Annotated in this window: 14 protein-coding genes; 2 read left to right on the top strand and 12 right to left on the bottom strand. The window is 66.8% G+C overall.

Annotated elements, in window-relative coordinates; all coding sequences use genetic code 11:
• Position 1: 1 nt before the first annotated feature.
• From ACN0TP_RS01680 to ACN0TP_RS01660, 5 genes are all read right to left on the bottom strand, one after another.
• Positions 2–1,471, bottom strand: a complete 1,470-nt coding sequence (locus tag ACN0TP_RS01680) for an amidase (protein WP_417215779.1) — start codon at positions 1,469–1,471, stop codon at positions 2–4.
• Between the two features lie 128 nt (positions 1,472–1,599).
• Positions 1,600–2,097, bottom strand: a complete 498-nt coding sequence (locus tag ACN0TP_RS01675) for an SRPBCC family protein (RefSeq protein WP_417215776.1) — start codon at positions 2,095–2,097, stop codon at positions 1,600–1,602.
• 4 nt (positions 2,098–2,101) lie between these two features.
• Positions 2,102–2,443 carry an ArsR/SmtB family transcription factor gene (locus ACN0TP_RS01670; RefSeq protein WP_417215773.1) on the bottom strand — a complete coding sequence of 114 codons (342 nt, stop codon included), beginning with the start codon at positions 2,441–2,443 and terminating at the stop codon, positions 2,102–2,104.
• A 222-nt stretch (positions 2,444–2,665) separates the two neighbouring features.
• Positions 2,666–4,465, bottom strand: a complete 1,800-nt coding sequence (locus tag ACN0TP_RS01665; RefSeq protein WP_417215771.1) for an alpha/beta hydrolase — start codon at positions 4,463–4,465, stop codon at positions 2,666–2,668.
• A gap of 271 nt (positions 4,466–4,736) precedes the next feature.
• Positions 4,737–6,005, bottom strand: coding sequence for a hypothetical protein (locus ACN0TP_RS01660; protein ID WP_417215768.1), 1,269 nt, complete (start codon positions 6,003–6,005; stop codon positions 4,737–4,739).
• 178 nt (positions 6,006–6,183) lie between these two features.
• Between ACN0TP_RS01660 and ACN0TP_RS01655 the strand changes: the two genes are divergently transcribed.
• The gene (locus ACN0TP_RS01655; RefSeq protein ID WP_417215766.1) at positions 6,184–6,816 is read left to right on the top strand and encodes a TMEM175 family protein; all 633 of its coding nucleotides are present in this window, start codon (positions 6,184–6,186) and stop codon (positions 6,814–6,816) included.
• Between the two features lie 555 nt (positions 6,817–7,371).
• Positions 7,372–7,875, top strand: coding sequence for a very short patch repair endonuclease (locus tag ACN0TP_RS01650; RefSeq protein ID WP_417215763.1), 504 nt, complete (start codon positions 7,372–7,374; stop codon positions 7,873–7,875).
• Here the strand turns inward: ACN0TP_RS01650 and ACN0TP_RS01645 are convergent.
• The 7 genes from ACN0TP_RS01645 to ACN0TP_RS01615 form a co-directional block, all read right to left on the bottom strand.
• Positions 7,863–8,717 (bottom strand): hypothetical protein, encoded by an 855-nt coding sequence (locus ACN0TP_RS01645; protein ID WP_417215760.1) that lies wholly within the window; start codon positions 8,715–8,717, stop codon positions 7,863–7,865. The genes ACN0TP_RS01650 and ACN0TP_RS01645 overlap by 13 nt on opposite strands.
• A 180-nt stretch (positions 8,718–8,897) precedes the next feature.
• The gene (locus ACN0TP_RS01640; RefSeq protein WP_417215758.1) at positions 8,898–10,148 is read right to left on the bottom strand and encodes an acyl-CoA dehydrogenase family protein; all 1,251 of its coding nucleotides are present in this window, start codon (positions 10,146–10,148) and stop codon (positions 8,898–8,900) included.
• Between the two features lie 149 nt (positions 10,149–10,297).
• The gene (gene dctA / locus ACN0TP_RS01635) at positions 10,298–11,821 is read right to left on the bottom strand and encodes a C4-dicarboxylate transporter DctA (RefSeq protein WP_417215755.1); all 1,524 of its coding nucleotides are present in this window, start codon (positions 11,819–11,821) and stop codon (positions 10,298–10,300) included.
• Positions 11,822–11,830: 9 nt separating this feature from the next.
• Entirely contained in the window at positions 11,831–12,928 is a 1,098-nt protein-coding gene (locus ACN0TP_RS01630) for a tartrate dehydrogenase (protein WP_417216483.1), read from the bottom strand.
• A 111-nt stretch (positions 12,929–13,039) separates the two neighbouring features.
• Complete coding sequence (locus ACN0TP_RS01625; RefSeq protein WP_417215754.1) at positions 13,040–13,948, bottom strand: LysR family transcriptional regulator; 909 nt, start codon at positions 13,946–13,948, stop codon at positions 13,040–13,042.
• A gap of 24 nt (positions 13,949–13,972) precedes the next feature.
• Positions 13,973–14,905: an NADP-dependent oxidoreductase gene (locus tag ACN0TP_RS01620; protein WP_417215752.1), complete on the bottom strand. Its 933-nt coding sequence runs from the start codon at positions 14,903–14,905 to the stop codon at positions 13,973–13,975.
• An 85-nt stretch (positions 14,906–14,990) separates the two neighbouring features.
• Complete coding sequence (locus ACN0TP_RS01615; RefSeq protein ID WP_417215749.1) at positions 14,991–15,560, bottom strand: OmpA family protein; 570 nt, start codon at positions 15,558–15,560, stop codon at positions 14,991–14,993.
• Between the last annotated feature and the right edge of the window lies 1 nt (position 15,561).

Below are 15,561 nucleotides of genomic sequence, written 5' to 3'. Positions count from 1 at the left end.
TTTAGGCGTCAAGCGTGACGATGGGCCGGGTCGCCTGGCCGCTTCCGGGCACCAGGTCGGGGCGGCGGTCGGCCACCCGGCTGCGGGCCTCGAAGGCGTGGGCATGGCGCAGCAGCTCGACATCTCGGTAGTGGTTCGCTGCCAGTTGGAATCCGACGGGCAGTCCGGAGGCGGTGAAGCCGGCCGGCAGCGCCACCACGGGCAATCCGGTGGCCGACAGCAGGCAGGCCGAGCGCATCCAGTCCAGGTACGTTCTCGACTCGACACCGTTGATTGCGCCGGGGTAGCGCTGGGTCGCATCGAAGGGCAGGACCTGCGCTCCCGGGGCCAGGAAGAGGTCGAACCGGGAGTAGAACGCGCGAACCGCTGCCGCCAGCCGGGTGCGGGCCGCGGTCGCTTCGATGAGTTCGGTGGCGGTCAGCGACTGTCCGAGCTCGACGTTCCAGATGACCTCGGGTTTGATCAGCGCGCGGTGATCGCGCACCAGTTGCCCGAGGTTGGCCGCAAAGGCGGTGGCCCGGGTGCGCTGGAAGACCAGGTCCGCGTCGGTGAAGTCGATGGTGGCCTCCTCGACCATCGCCCCGGCATCCTCGAAGTGGTGCAGCTGCTCACGCAGGACCTGAAGCACCTCGGCCTCGACCGGGACGCCGAGCCCGAAGTCGGGGCTGAAACCGATGCGTACCCCGCGAAGATCACCGGGCTCGCGGTCGTTGAGGATCCCGGAAAAATCGGTGCCGCGCAGCGGGGCGGACGGCAGCACGCGCTCGGATGGCCCGGCCACCGCCTGCATGAACAAGGCGATGTCGGCGACCTCGCGGGCCATGGGGCCGGTGCGGCCCAGCCACGCCCAATCGTTCGTGGCCGCCGGCATCGGGAGCACGCCGTAGGAGGGGCGGAAGCCAACGACGTTGCAGAAGGAGGCAGGGATCCGCAGCGATCCTCCCATGTCCGAACCGTCGCCGAGCGGTTGGATCCCCGCTGCGATGGCGGCCGCCACCCCGCCCGAGGAGCCGCCGGCGCTGCGGGTGGGGTCATACGGGTTGGTGGTGGTTCCGAAGACGGGATTAAAGGTGTGGGAACCGGCGGCGAACTCCGGCACGTTCGTCTTGCCCGTGGTGACCACTCCGGCAGCCTTCAGCCGGGCGACGATCGGCGCATCGGCGACTGGTATGTGGTCGGCGAAGATCGGCGATCCCTGGGTACCGCGCATGCCGGCGACGTCATGCGTGTCCTTGTGCGTCATCGGCAACCCGTGGAGCAATGGCAGATCGGCCCCCGAGGCCGTCATCCGGTCGGCGGCGTCGGCGGCGGCCAAAGCGCCGTCGGCATCCACCGTCACGACGGCGTTGATCACCGAGTTAATCGCGTCGATCCGCGCCAAGTGGGATTCGGCGGCCTCGCGGCAGGAGAGATCCCGACGACGAATCGCCCCCACCAGCTCGGTGACGGTCATCTGCTGGATCTCGTTCATGTGGTGCTCCCTCGCCGTCGCGCCGCCACCGGGACGTCCCGGCGACTCGTGGATCCCAGTCTGCCCGGGGTGGCGGCGCCCCCGGAAGTGTGACGGATGATCGGCCATCTCCCGGTGCAGCAGCCGCGTCAGCCGACGGGGTCCCCGGCGAGGATCGCGTCGATCTGTCCCATGGCCAGTGCCATGCCCTCCTCCATGCCCATCTTGAGCATCTCCTGGAGCTGTTCCAGGCTGGAGAACGTCGTCACCGTCGTCATGCGGGTCCTCCCGCCGAGGTCCTCGAGCTCCACGGTGCAAAAGGAGCTGCCCAGCCAACCGCTGGGTTCGCCGTCGTCGCCGGAGAAGCCGTCCTCAAAGGTGAAGCTGGCCGGTTTGCTGGTCTCCACCGTCTTCCACCACCCGCGGGATTTGTCGCCGTCGGGGCCGGTCATGTAGTAGCGGGACTCCCCGCCGGGCACGAGTTCGTGCGTGACGAACGTCGCCGGGTAGGTGGGCGGTCCCCACCAGCGCTCGAGTTGGCGCGGGTCCTCCCAGATCTGCCAGACGCGCTGCACGTCGGCGTCGAACTCGGCGACGAAGGTCAGGGTCAGGTTCTCGGTGTCTGCGGTGTGGCTGATGACTGTCATGGTGCTAGTCCTGTCTCGGTTCGGAGAGGATGTCCCCGATGCGGTCGGCGCGTTGGCGCCAGATGTCCCCGTAGGCGTCCAGCAGGCCTGCCGCCCGTTGCAGCGCCTCCGGGTTGCCGTGCACGATCTGTTCCCTTCCGCGCCGTTCCTTGCCCACGAGCGACGCCCGCTCGAGCACCGCAATGTGCTTTTGCACCGCCGCGAAGCTCATCTGGTAGTTCCCGGCCAGGGACGTGACCGACTGTTCGGCCAGCATGACCTGCCGGATGATGTCGCGCCGGGTCGCATCCGCCAGGGCCTGGAAGATGCGGTCGATCTCGGCGTCACTCACTTCATAAGCAACCATTTGGTTGTACATTAGTTGGTGCGACGGCGTTGTGCAAGAGTTCACCGATCCCTTTCCACCCACACCCTGACTCCCCGCAAACGGGTGCCCCGAAGCACGTCCAGCTCCCCGAGCAGGCGCAGCCGGTCGCCCACACCGGCGGCGGCACGCTGCCCCAGCACACGGCGCAGCCCCCGGCCCTCCCGCGCGACGGAAGGAACCGGGGGCTGCATGATGGTTGGATCAGCGACGCGGAACCGCGCCGGGAACCGGCGGGACCACGGGCGGCAGGTGGCTTTCCTGCGCCTTGCGCAGTTTGCTCTGCGCCCCCTGTTCATCCAGCGGAGTCGTGAACGGCTGCACGTCCCCCTCGCAGACAGTGCCCTTGGCGGGCAGTTTGCCGCTGAGCAGGTAGGCGTCAATCGCACCGGTCGCGCATTTCGAGGTGCCATAGGCGGTGTGGCCCCAGTTGGTGCTGGAGAGCAACCGGCTCTTGGGCAACAGCGAGGCAGCCTTCACGGCGCCGTCGTAATTGGTGGCCGGATCCCAGTAGCTGCCGACGACCAACACCGGGTGGGCGGTGGTGTGATCGAAGGTTCCGCGGTAGGAATCCTCATCCTGTGACGTCCAGGTCGAGCTGGCGCACGGAGCCGAACCCCAGGTCCAGAGCGGGCCGAAGTCCGGAGCCAGGATCTGCGCGTAGTCGGCATAGTGGCTCCAGTTCTTCGCCCGGGACGGGTTCGTCCCGTCGGTGCACAGGACGGATTGGAAAGCCTCGGCCGAATTGTCGTAGGGGAATCCCCAGCCGGTGGCAGCGCCCAGCCGCTTTTTCTCGTTCGCCGCGGACTGCTGCGCCTGCTGCTCGGCACTGATGCGTGCCGCGATGTCCGAGCGGGCCTCGGCCTGGCGCTGGGCCAGCTTGCTGCCCTGGGCACCGGGCTGGGCCAGGAGCGCCGAGACCTCGGAAAGGATCGAGTCCACCGACGTGCCGGCGTCGGGAGAATACATGGAGCTCAGGAGCGTTCCGATCAGCGTCGCGTAGCTGACCTCGACGGGCTCGCCGCCGGTTTCCTCCCCCTTGATCACCAGCGGCTTCTTCTTCAGGGACGCGATCATTTTCTGGTAGTTCTTCACCGGGTCGCCATCGGCGGCGAACTGGCAGTACTTCTCCCCTGCCGCCTTGCATCGCTTGAGGATTTCCTGCAGCGCCTTGGCGGCTCCCTGACCCGACTTGATGCGTTGGGTCTGCGGGCGGGCCTTGTTGTACTTCGTCCCGGCCCACCCCTGCGGATCCAGCACGCCATCGATGACGACGGCACGCACCCGATCCGGGAACATGTTGGCGTAGACGTTACCCAGGTAGGTTCCGTAGGAGAAGCCCAGGTAGGTGAGCTGCTTGTCCCCCACCACACGCCGCAGCATGTCCATGTCACGGGCGACCTCGGCGGTGGACATGGAGCCCGACATGGGTTTGCCTGTGGTCCCGCAGGCCTTGCCGAAGGCCTCCGATGACTTGACGTAAGCCTTGGTCTCGGTCTTCGTATACGGGAAGGCGACGGCGAAACCGGCGAGGTCCTTTTGCATGGCGCCGTTGTTCTTCCAACAGGCGACGCCGTCGCTGAAGTTGGTTCCCCGGGGGTCCATTCCGACGATGTCGAATCGCTGGCGGACCGCCGGGCTGACGAACTGCTCGGCAGCTGCTGCCATCTGGACGCCGGAGCCCCCGGGTCCACCGGGGTTCACGAAGAGGGTTCCCAGCTTCTTCTTCGACGTATCGGTGGCCCTCAACCGCAGAACGGCGACCTCGGTCTTCTGGCCCTTCGGTTCGTCGTAGTCCAGCGGAAGCGGGACCATGGCACAGTCGGCACCGTCGGCCCACTCATCACAATCGAACCAATCGGCCTTCGGGGTCGGGACCGCGTCGACCTTCCGGGCTTCGGTGTGCATCGACGGGGCTTGCGGCAGCGTGACAGCCGGGGCCTGGACGGGGGTCGTGGGAGTTGCCGCTCCCGCCGTGGCCGGGGCGATCAACAGGCTGGCCACCCCCAGGACTGCTGCTGGGCCTGTCCAGCGGCCGGCCCTCACTGGGCACTTCCCGGGGTGTTGGGGTGGGTTGGCCTGGTCCTCTGACGGGTGCGTGAGATGTCCATTGGTTCAGGGTATGGACGAAGTGTGACGAATCGCAAGGGAAAACGGAAAATCCATCGACAAAATTTGTGATGAAGGTTCAACTACTCCTGGATGCCGGTCGCACCACCGCAACAGGCCGGCCCGGCGATACTTCATCGCGCGGGCCGGCCTGTTATCAGCGGGGCTATCGCCTGGAGGCGCGATAGCCGTGGGATCGGGCCGCAGCAGTACTGGAGAAGCACTCCTCAGGTGTGGTGCGGGAGTAGAACGCGCCGCCGGGGACGTGGTAGATCATCGAGCTGGCGTTGCCCTTGATCGGGAACCCGGCCGGACACTTGTATCCACCCGTACCGTCGACGTGGTTCGGTTTCTTGCCCGCCTTGATGCGCACCGTCTGCGTCTTCGTCGTCGAGTAGGTCGGCGACCAGGACTTCTTGGTCACCTTCTTGCTGGTCGTCACCGACGTGTAGAGATTCCGCTGGGGAAACAGGTAGGGCGAGGCGGTGGCGCCGACCACGGGGTTGACCTTCGTCGCGGAATCTTCGTTGTCCCACCAATTGGACTGCCCGGCAATGCCGAGGTCCCGGGCTTCCGGTGAGTCGAGCGCGTAGTCGGCCATCGTCGTGTAGCTACCCGAAAACGCGCCGGTGCATTTCAGGGTCAGTTCGCGGGTGGGAAAGTAGTAGTAGTAGTTCTCTTCGGGTCCGATCTTCGTCACCTTGCAGTTCATCCTGGCTGGCGTGTCGGGGCCGGCGACCAACCGCTTCGACGTGGCCTTGACGGTGCTGGTCTTGTAGAGCGGAATGCGGTACTTCGCGGTGGTGGTGACGCGGTAGGTCCCTGCCTTCAAGGCAGCTGAAGTCTTGTTGGATGCGACCTTCTTCGAGCCCTGCTTCACTGTCAGGCGGGTGGAAGAGAGGCTGACTCCGCTGGCCCGCGACACGTTTGGCTTGATCGTCGCCTTGCCCCGATAGGGAGCCGTCTTGCCGGCAATGCCCTTGATGGCCACGGCGGAGCGCACAACGAGTTTCTGCTTCTTGCTGATCGTCTTCGTCGACGAGTACTTCTTCGACGCACCCGTCCCGGAAATGCTCCGGTACTTCACCACCGAGGTGACCGAGTAGGTTCCGGCCTTGAGCCGGGCGCTGCTCTTTGACCTGACGAGCGTCTTCTTGCCCCGGACCACGGTGATGGCCTTCGACCGGATATCCACCGCACCACTGGTTTTCGCCTGGGGCGCCACGGTGGCGGTACCGCCCACCCGCACGATCGGCGAGCTGATGGTTCCCAGGGTGACCTTGGAGGTCGTCGCCGCCGGGACGGAGCCCTGCACGGCGAAGGGTGTCACGGTGGACGGTGCAACCGGTGCGGCACTTGCCGCGACAGTGCCACCGAGGACCAGCGACGAGGCCGCCGCCATGACCGCCATGGCGCGGCAAAATGTTGTTTTCATCCCCCCAGCTTTCTTCCCGGGACCACCCCGGGCACATGTGATGGAGTTATCGTAAGCGAAAACTTGAACAAACAACATGCAGGCAAGAAGCGGCGTCTTCCTCGGCCGCGGCAGCCGTGCACCGCCGTCGTTCCTGGGGATAGGATCGCCCGGTACCGATCACCGATGGAACCGGGAGATGATGACGATGCCCACCAGCCGAGTCGAGGCCTTCAGCGATGGGGTCATGGCAGTGATCCTGACGATCATGGTGTTGGAAATCCACGTTCCCGAGGGGCATGACTGGGCAGCCTTGACCTCGTCCGGGCTGGGGATGAGCCTGCTGACATACCTGCTCAGCTTCATCTACGTGGGCATCTACTGGAACAACCACCACCACATGTTCCAGATCACCGAGCGCATCACCGGCGGTGCCTTGTGGGCCAACCTCCACCTGCTGTTCTGGCTCTCGTTGCTGCCGCTGACCACTGCCTGGCTGGACGAGAGTTCCTTCGCCCGGATTCCGGCGATCATCTACGGCGCCGACCTGCTGGCACTCGCGGTGGCCTACTTCATCCTGCAGTCGGTCATCATCCGTTCCCAGGGCGCCGGCTCGACGTTGCGCACCGCCGTGGGGCGGGATCTGAAGGGCAAGCTCTCCCCCGTGCTCTACATCGCGGGCATCCTCTGCGCGGTGTTCGGCCGCGACGAGTCGCCTGCGCTGGTCTACGTGGCCGTCGCCATCTTTGCCGGGGTGGCCATCCTCTGGCTGGTCCCCGACCGGCGCATCGAGCGCCGCCTGGCCACGGACGGTTCGATGCCCGGCCATTAGCCTGCGGGCCGGATCTGGGAGACTGCACATCGACGAAGAGGACAGACCTATGCCGGCTTTCATGCCAGGAGTGTTGTTTACCGCGGGCTTCTGCGCCCTCGGTGCCGGAATGCTGGGATTCATGGCGCGATGGGCCTACACCGGCCGGTGGCGTGGATTCCTCACCCGGCCTCCGTTCCTGATCCCGGTTGGCAGATACTGGGGTCTGCTGACGTGCGCCCTCTGGAGCGCCTGCTGCGCGTGGGTCGGTGTCACGGGCAGCTACATCCTGTGGTACGGCTGGATCCACCAGAACATGTCGCCAACACAGACTTTCGTGTTGACCTGTCCCTTTCTCATTCTCGTGGGAGGGGCCGGATTCCTCTTTTCCTGGTGGTTGCCGCAACGCTGGCGCCCGCGATGGCTGCTGGAACACGACCGGCAGCGTGGGCGGTTCGTTTCATCCGAGAGCCGCGGGAAGCGTTAGCGAATCCTGGCGCCGGCCACCCGGGAGCACCGTCTCCGATTCGCCTCCGGGGCTTCGCCGATGCCCAACGATCGTGCGATCCTGTGGGCATGGACCGCTTGACCCTCACCGAACGTTCGGCGCAGATGTCCCGCATCCGCGGGACGGACACCCAACCGGAGCTGCTGGTGCGCCGCCTGGCCCACCGCGCCGGGTACCGCTACCGGCTCCATGGGCAGATTTCAGCGGCCGCGCTTCAGGCCGCCCGGAGGCGGGACCCCACGGTGGCCTTCCGCGGCGGAAAGCTTCCGGGACGCCCGGATCTGGTGTTCGCTTCCCGGCGCAAGGTCGTGTTCGTCAACGGGTGCTTCTGGCATGAACACGACTGTCCGGTGGGTCGGCACGCCCCGGCGACGAATGCCGGATTCTGGGCGGACAAGCGTCGGCGCAACGCCGAGCGCGACGAACGCAACCACGCCGACCTGCGGGCGATCGGCTGGCAGGTGCTTGACCTGTGGGAGTGCCAGCTCAAGGACCCCGCCGTCGTGCTGGAAGACCTGGAACGGTTTCTTGCGGATGTTCCGCAGCCTCGGCTCGAGGATCAGCCGTCGTAGCGCAGTGAGAGCATCAGCTGCTTCATGGCCCGATATCGTTCGGTGGCCATGAACGCCGTGGCCTGGGCCACGGTGATCGTGCGGGGATCCATGCCCTGGTTGAAGAACGGGTCGGTGGTGGAGAACCACGGCAAGACGTCCCGGGCCGCGTGGAAGTACGGCAGCGAGGGGTGGTGTCCACGTTTGCCCACCTGGGCCACGTCGCGCACCGATAGGCGGGCGAGCTGCCGTTCGTATTCCTTCTGGCCGGCCGGCTGGTTGATGTCCATGTGCTCGAACAGGACCATGGTGGGCCGGTAGTCCAGCTGGGGAACGGGGATCCGCTGCAGGTCGGTGTAGGTGTAGACCCCGGCGTCGCCGTCGGTGTCCGCTGCCGAGTTCGGGGTGAAGTCGGCGATGGGTGTTCCGGTTCCATCGACGATCTGGTAATTCGAGTACTCTCCCTGGTCCCCGTATTCCGGGTCGATCCGCACCGACCACTGGGCGGGATGTTTGAACGAGAAGCCCGCCATCTTCGCGGTCTTCCACGTGGTCATCGGGATTTCCCCGCCAGCCGCGGGTGCAGACGATGACGGCCGCGAGGGGGCGGGGGACGTGGCAGCGGGCGGGGTGGTGGATGCGGGGAGCGACGTCGCAGCGGACACCGGTGCGGACGATGCGCCGGACGGCGGGTTGCTCCGTGCCCCAAGGCTTCCGGAGGCCGCCGCCTCATCGGCCGTGGGTGCCGTGGAGTTGGAGGGTTCCCCGGCGGAGCAGGCGGCCAGGGCCAACATGCCGGCCAGGACCAGGCCCATCGCGGGCCGACGGTAACGGGTGGAAGCGCTGGCAGTGTGTCGTGCCATGGTGTCCTCACAGCGGGTGGCCGAATTGGTCCTTCGAATGGTCATTCCGATTCTGACCCGGTGGGGCTGGGGAACCGAGCACGGATCGGTAACGATCCGGGACAACCCGACCGGGTATCCGGCGTTCTGGGCGGGCAGCTCCCCGCGCGGCGTCGGCCCCGCCGTCGTGCTGGAGCCGGTTTACTTTCCGGCGGCCGTGAAGGCGCCGATCCCGGTGAGTTGGCGACCGATGATGAGGGCGTGGACCTCGTCGGTGCCCTCGTAGGTCCTGACGGATTCGAGGTTGTTGGCATGGCGCAACGGCGAATGATCCAACGTGATGCCGTTGCCTCCGAGCATTTCGCGTGCCTCACGGGCGATGGCGATGGCCTCGCGGCAGTTGTTGAGCTTGCCGACGGAAATCGCCACGGGCTCCAGGGTTCCGGCATCCTTGGCCCGGCCGAGCTGCAGGGCGAGCAGGTAGCCCTTGTTGATTTCCAACGCCATGTCAGCGAGCTTCGCCTGGGTCAGCTGGTGTCCGGCCAGCGGGGTCCCGAATTGCAAGCGGCCTGCGCTGTAGTCCAGGACGGCGTCAAAACTGTCGCGCGCTGCACCCATGACGCCCCAGATGATCCCGTAGCGGGCCTCGTTCAGGCAAGCGAATGGCCCCTTGAGTCCGATCGCTGAATCGGCGGGCAGGATGGCATCCGCCGGCAGCCTGAGATCCTCGAGCAAGATGTCGCATTGCACGGAGGCCCGCATCGACAACTTGGAGGGGATCGCCTCCGCCCGGAATCCCTGCGCATCGGTGGGGACGACGAAGCCCCGGACTCCCCGGGCGTCCCCGGGTTCGCGGGTCTGCGCCCAGATGATGGCCACGTCGGCGATGGTGGCCATCCCGATCCAGCGTTTGGCACCGTTGAGGACCCAGTCGCCGCCGGGCTGCTGGACGGCCAGGGTCTGCATCCCGGCGGGGTCCGACCCGGCGGTCGGCTCGGTTAGTCCGAAGCAGCCGATGGCCTCACCGGCAGCCATGGCGGGGAGCCAGCGCTGCTTCTGTTCTTCGGACCCGTGTTTGTGGATCGCCGACATGGCCAGCGAGCCCTGGACGGAGACGAAGGTCCGCAGTCCCGAATCGCCGGCTTCCAGTTCCGATGCTGCCAGCCCGTACTCGACGGCGGACCTGCCGGCGCAGCCGTAGCCGTCCAGGTGCATGCCGAGCAGCCCCAGTTTGGCGAGCTCCGGGATGATCTCCCGCGGGAAGACCGCTTGCTCATACCAGTGGGCGATGTTCGGGCGGATGTGCTCATCGACCAGGGACCGCACGGAGAGCGCCAGGTCCTTCTCGGCGGGGGTGAACTGCCCGTCCAGCCCGGTCAGGTCGACGGGTCCGAAGAGGGACGGGCCATCGGCAGCATCGTTCGCGCGGGCTGGCGTGTCGGTGGGGGTCATGCACTTGCCTCCTGGGGCGGACGCCGGAATGTCACCGGATGCATCCCGGTGGTGGCTACGTTACCCACATCGCGTCGGAGACCGAAAGGCGGTGGCCCGGCGATACCTGCATCGCCGGGCCACCGCCACCGTGTCGGGCCATCCCGGGCTCAGCGGACTCCTGCCCGCAGTGCTGCCGGCGTGGAGGCATCGTCGTCGTCAGTGGCCCCGCGCGCCGCGCCCTCGGTTGGTTCAGCTCCCCGGGGCCCGGAGTCCTCCCCGCTGGCGGATTCCGCCGGATGGGCGGGGTTCTCCCCCGGGTGCGCTCCCACCGGAGCTGGTGCGGCTTCCCCTTCCGCGCCCGAGGGTGTCACGGTGGCCAACGGTGGCACGTACTCACCGCGGAACACCTTGCGCACCCGGTCCACGTCCAGCGACTTGTCCCACCAGGCGATGAACAGGGTGGCGACGGCGTTGCCGCAGAAGTTCACCAGCGCACGGCATTCGGACATGAACTTGTCGATGCCGAAGATCAACATGATGCCCGCCGCCGGAATGGTGCCCAGGGTGCTCAATGTAGCGGTGAGGGCGATGAACCCGCCACCGGCGACACCTGCTGCACCCTTGGAGGTCAGCAACATGACGGCCAGCAGGCCCAGCTGCTGGGTGATCGTCAGGTCGGTGTTCGTCGCCTGCGCGATGTACAGCGAAGCCAGCGAGAGGTAGATCGCGGCGCCGTCGAGGTTGAAGCTGTATCCGGTCGGCACCACCAGCCCGACCGTCTCCTTCTTCACCCCTGCGTGTTCGAGCTTGCTCATCAGCCCCGGCAACGCAGGTTCCGCGGTTGAGGTGCCCAGGATCAGCAGCAGTTCCTCGCGCAGGTGGTGCAGCATCGAGAAGATGTTCAGCTTCAGGAACGCCATGACCGAGCCGAGGACGACGACCACGAAGAAGATCGAGGTGCCGTAGAACAGCAGGATCAGCCAGCCCAGGCTGGTCAGCGTCTCCACGCCGTACTTGCCCACGGCGAAGGCCATGGCCCCGAAGGCGCCCAGCGGTGCGGCCTTCATGATGATGTTCAGGACCTTGAAGACAACCTTCGTCAGCCGTTCGACGATGTCGAGCACCGGGGCGCCGATCTTGCCGATGGCGTTGAGGGCGACGCCGAAGATGACCGCCATGAAGATGATCTGCAGGATGTCGCCCTCGACGAACGGCTCGGCCATGCTCCCCGGGACCACATGGGTCAGGAACTCCCACCATTGCTGGTGTTCGCCCTTCTCGATGAGCTCTGCCGCGCTTCCGGTGGCCTGGATCTTGCTGGCGTCGGCATTCACGCCGTCGCCGAGACGGAAGATGTTGATGGCCACCAGGCCCAGCAGCATGGCCAGGATGGTCCCGATCTGGAAATAGCCCAGTGCCTTCAGCCCGGTGGTGCCCACCTTCTTTAGATCGGCGACGCTGGCGATGCCACCGACGATCGTCAGGAAGACGATCGGGCCGATGAGCATCTTCATCGCCTCGATGAAGGTGGTGCCGATGGGCTGCATGGCCTGGCCGGTCTCGGGGGCCAGCCAGCCGACGAGGATGCCGACCAGGATGGCCACGAGGACCCAGAAGTAGAGCTGCCGGTAGATCCGGCCGCTGCGGGCGTAGGCGAACAACGATCCGCGACGCTGCGGGTTGCGTGTCATGGCGGGCTCCTACACGGTGGCCAGCCGCGGCAGCAGCGCGGCCACGATGGCATCGGTGACGGATGAGGTGTCGGCGGTTCCGCCGATGTCGCGGGTCAGTTGCCCGGAGGCGGTCGCAGATTCGATGGCCGCCTCGACGCGGCGCGCCTCCTCGTGCAGGCCGAAGTGGTCCAGCATCAACGCGGCGCTGGCAATGGCTCCAATGGGATTGGAGATGCCCTGGCCCGCGATGTCCGGTGCGGAGCCGTGGACGGGTTCGAACATCGAGGGGAAGCGCCGCTCGGGGTTGAGGTTTGCGCTGGCCGCCAGGCCCAGGCTGCCCGAGAGCGCCGACCCGAGGTCGGAGAGGATGTCGGCGTTGAGGTTCGAAGCCACGACGACGGAGAGGTCCTCGGGCTTGAGAATGAACTTCGCGCTCATCGCGTCCACCAGCACCGATTCGGTGGCCACATCCGGATAGTCGGCGGCGACGCGGGTGAAGACCTCGTCCCAGAGCACCATGCCGTACTGCTGGGCATTGGACTTGGTGACCGATGAGACCTTCTTGACGGTGCGGGTGCGGGCCAGGTCGAAGGCGAAGCGCATGATGCGTTCGCAGCCCTTCTCCGTGAACAGCGAGGTCTGCAGGGCCATTTCGTTGCCGGGCCCCCGGCCGGCGAGGTTCCGTCCGCCGAGGCCGGCGTATTCCCCTTCGCTGTTTTCGCGGACCACGATCCAATCGAGTTCTGTATCATCTGCCTTGCGCAGCGGCGAGGTCACGCCGGGCAGGAACTTCACGGGACGGATGTTGGCCCACTGGTCGAAATTCTGCGTGATGTTCAACCGAAGGCCCCAGAGGCTGACGTGGTCCGGGACGTTCTCCCATCCGACGGCACCAAAGTAGATGGCATCGAAGTCCTTCAATGCCTCGAGGCCGTGGGGGTCCATCATCACCCCATGCCGGGCGTAGTAGTCGCTGCCCCAGGGGAATTCGGTGAAGTCGAAGGCGATCTCGCCGTTGGACTGCTCGGCGATGGTCTCCAGAACGCGGCGGCCGGCCGCGACGACTTCCCGGCCGACGCGGTCTGCCGGGATGGAGGCGATGCTGAAACGCTGGGTCATGATGATGCTCCTCGGAAAAGGTGGTCCGTGTCACAGGGTCGTGACGTTGGATCCATCAGAGCAAGAATCTGCCCATAGCGTCCAAGACTTGTTTTGCATCCGCCACATAGGCAAGGCCTATGTTTCGGTCGTCGGCTCCGCCAGGGCCGCGTGGTCGGCGGCAACGTCGAGGAAGGCGCGGGCTGCAGGAGTGAGGTCTGCACGTCGGCTGGCGACGGCCACATGGAGATCGGCCACCGGCTCCAGGCCCAGGACCCGCAGTCCGGATTGGCGGGCGAGCGCGGCCCAGGAGGAGGGCATCACCGCGTGCCCGATCCCCGCCAACACGAGGGGCAGGATGGAGGTGCGGTGGGCGACCTCCACGGCGATTTCCACGTCGATTCCGGTGACCAGCATGTCGTCGATCAACCAGCGCATGAGGGACCCGCGTTGCGAGACGATCACCCGGTGCCCATCCAGATCCTCCCGTTGCAGCACCTCTCGATCGGCAAACTGGTCTGCATGCGGGTTGACGATGAGCATCAGTGGCTGGCGTTCGAGTTCGAGCACGTCAACGCCCGCTGGACGCAGTAGGCGGTCCGAGCCGAGCAACCCGATTTCGGTGCTGCCCGAGCGAATGGAGGCCACGACGTCGTCCACGGTGAAAGCCGCTTCGACGTTGACCGTGATCCGCGGGTGCCGGGCAGTGAAGCCGGCGAGCATGGTGGTCAAGGGTTCGACTGCCGGTGAGGGCATGGCGACCAGGTCCAGGCTGCCGCTGCGCACGCCCTTGAGGGCATCAAGTGCCATGCCCGCCGCCTGCAGATCGCGGACCACCGTACGGGCGGGGCCGATCAGCTCGCGGCCTGCCTCGCTGAGCACCGCGCGGCGGCCGACCCGGTGGAAGAGCGGCAGGCCGACCTCCCGCTCCAGCGTCTTGATCTCCTGGGAGAGCGAGGGCTGGGCGATCATCAGGTGCTCGGCGGCACGACCGAACCCGTCGTGGTCCACCACTGCCAGGAAATAGGTGAGTTGCCGTGCGTCCATGTCTTGTCCCGTGGCCCTCGGCGCTCAGCGACCGGCGACGAGCAGGACCTTGCCGGCGGTGGTGACGTCGACTTCGAAGGCCTCGGCCACCTGTTCCAGCGGCAGGGCCTCGGCAATGCGCAGGGTGAGGCCTCCCGCATCGACGGCCGCCACGAGGCGATCGAGGGTCTCGGTGACGGGCAGCGTCATTTGCGTGGAGGCCATGACGCCGGCAGCGGAGGCGGCATCGGCGTCGTGCTGGGTGAGCAGCGAGACCATGGTGCCCCCTTCGCGCAGCATCGGATAGTACAGCGTGGGGTCCACTCCCGGGGAGGCGTCGAGGATCCCGTCGAGGTTCTTCAGGCCGGCGAGCCATGAATCGTCGGCGTAGTCGTGGACCTCGTCGACGCCGAGGGAGGAGACGAAGTCCAGGTCGGGCCCGGCGGCGCTGGCGATGACCCGCGCTCCGCCGGCCTTGGCGAGTTGGACCGCAATGCTGCCGATCGAACCTCCGCCGCCGAGCACCAGCAGCGTGGTGCCCCGCAGCGGGGAGAGCGTGCCGAGGGCCTGGACGGCGCTGGCCCCCACGAGGGGCAGGGACGCCGCCTCGATCAGCGGCACGGCGCGTGGGGCGTGGGCGGCGAACAGGGCTGGGGCGACGAGCCGGTCGGCAAAACTTCCCGAGCCGCCCATCAGGACGTTGGCCTGGCCGATCACCGGGTCGCCGACGGCGAAACCCCCAACGCCGGGACCGACCTTCTCGACGGTGCCGGAGTAGTCGCCACCGAGCGTGAAGGGCAGCTCCAGGGGTGCGTCGTCGGCCATGGCACCTTCGGCCATTCCCGCGTCAATGGCGTTGATGCTGGCTGCGGCCACCTTCACGAGCAGCTGGCCCTCCCCGACACCGGTGGGGCCTGACTCGTCGGAGACGACGAGCTGGCTCAGCGGACCGTACTGGGTGACGTGGATGGCGGTCATGATTCCTCCTGCGGATCGTCCGGGCGGGGCTGGTCCCACCCTGCCACGATTTGCAGCGCCCAACCAGCGGCGTGCCGGATCCGCCCTACCGGCTGTAGGTGATCTCCACGCGCCGGTTCTTGGCGAACGTCGAGGGGTCCTTGGGGTCCTCGGGAACTGCCGGCCGGGTGGCGGCATACCCCTTGACCTGAAGCAACAGGTCAGCACGCTTGCCCTTCAGGACCGCTGCGACGGCGCGCGCCCGGGCCTCGGAGAGCTTCTGGTTGTCGACCTTGCCCTGGAACGAATCCGTGTGCCCGGCCACGGCGACATGGGCCTTCTGGGGCACCTTGGCCACCAACTTCGCGATCCGCGCGGCGGCAGTTCGGGGCAGCTTCGAACTATCGGGGGTGAACAGGATGTCGGTGGACAAGGTGATGGTGGTTTCGCCGCCATCGGTGGTCTTGGATTCCACGCTGGACACCGAGTCCCCCAGCTTCCACTGCCTGACCGAACCGGCCAGGTCGGAGAAGACCTGGACGGAGTCGCCCAGCTGGTTCGACGTCGGTTCGGGCACGTTGTCCGGGCCGTCCGGGACGGTGGCGAGGGCCGGAGCCGGGACCAGGAGCGCGCCGGCGAGGGCGAGCGCCACACCTGCTGCGGCTGCACGGGGCATC

Origin of the sequence: Arthrobacter sp., from assembly GCF_048266065.1 — a bacterium.
Taxonomy (GTDB): domain Bacteria; phylum Actinomycetota; class Actinomycetes; order Actinomycetales; family Micrococcaceae; genus Arthrobacter_H.
Note: the sequence above shows the minus strand (reverse complement) of the source record. Positions and strands in the feature narration are given on the sequence as shown.

Bases quoted from the DNA above. Each gene is read 5' to 3' on its own strand.
- ACN0TP_RS01680 (WP_417215779.1), bottom strand. From the start codon at position 1,471: ATGAACGAGATCCAGCAGATGACCGTCACCGAGCTGGTGGGGGCGATT.
- ACN0TP_RS01675 (WP_417215776.1), bottom strand. From the start codon at position 2,097: ATGACAGTCATCAGCCACACCGCAGACACCGAGAACCTGACCCTGACC.
- ACN0TP_RS01670 (WP_417215773.1), bottom strand. From the start codon at position 2,443: ATGGTTGCTTATGAAGTGAGTGACGCCGAGATCGACCGCATCTTCCAG.
- ACN0TP_RS01660 (WP_417215768.1), bottom strand. From the start codon at position 6,005: ATGAAAACAACATTTTGCCGCGCCATGGCGGTCATGGCGGCGGCCTCG.
- ACN0TP_RS01655 (WP_417215766.1), top strand. From the start codon at position 6,184: ATGATGACGATGCCCACCAGCCGAGTCGAGGCCTTCAGCGATGGGGTC.
- ACN0TP_RS01650 (WP_417215763.1), top strand. From the start codon at position 7,372: ATGGACCGCTTGACCCTCACCGAACGTTCGGCGCAGATGTCCCGCATC.
- ACN0TP_RS01645 (WP_417215760.1), bottom strand. From the start codon at position 8,717: ATGGCACGACACACTGCCAGCGCTTCCACCCGTTACCGTCGGCCCGCG.
- ACN0TP_RS01640 (WP_417215758.1), bottom strand. From the start codon at position 10,148: ATGACCCCCACCGACACGCCAGCCCGCGCGAACGATGCTGCCGATGGC.
- dctA (WP_417215755.1), bottom strand. From the start codon at position 11,821: ATGACACGCAACCCGCAGCGTCGCGGATCGTTGTTCGCCTACGCCCGC.
- ACN0TP_RS01625 (WP_417215754.1), bottom strand. From the start codon at position 13,948: ATGGACGCACGGCAACTCACCTATTTCCTGGCAGTGGTGGACCACGAC.
- ACN0TP_RS01620 (WP_417215752.1), bottom strand. From the start codon at position 14,905: ATGACCGCCATCCACGTCACCCAGTACGGTCCGCTGAGCCAGCTCGTC.
- ACN0TP_RS01615 (WP_417215749.1), bottom strand. From the start codon at position 15,560: ATGCCCCGTGCAGCCGCAGCAGGTGTGGCGCTCGCCCTCGCCGGCGCG.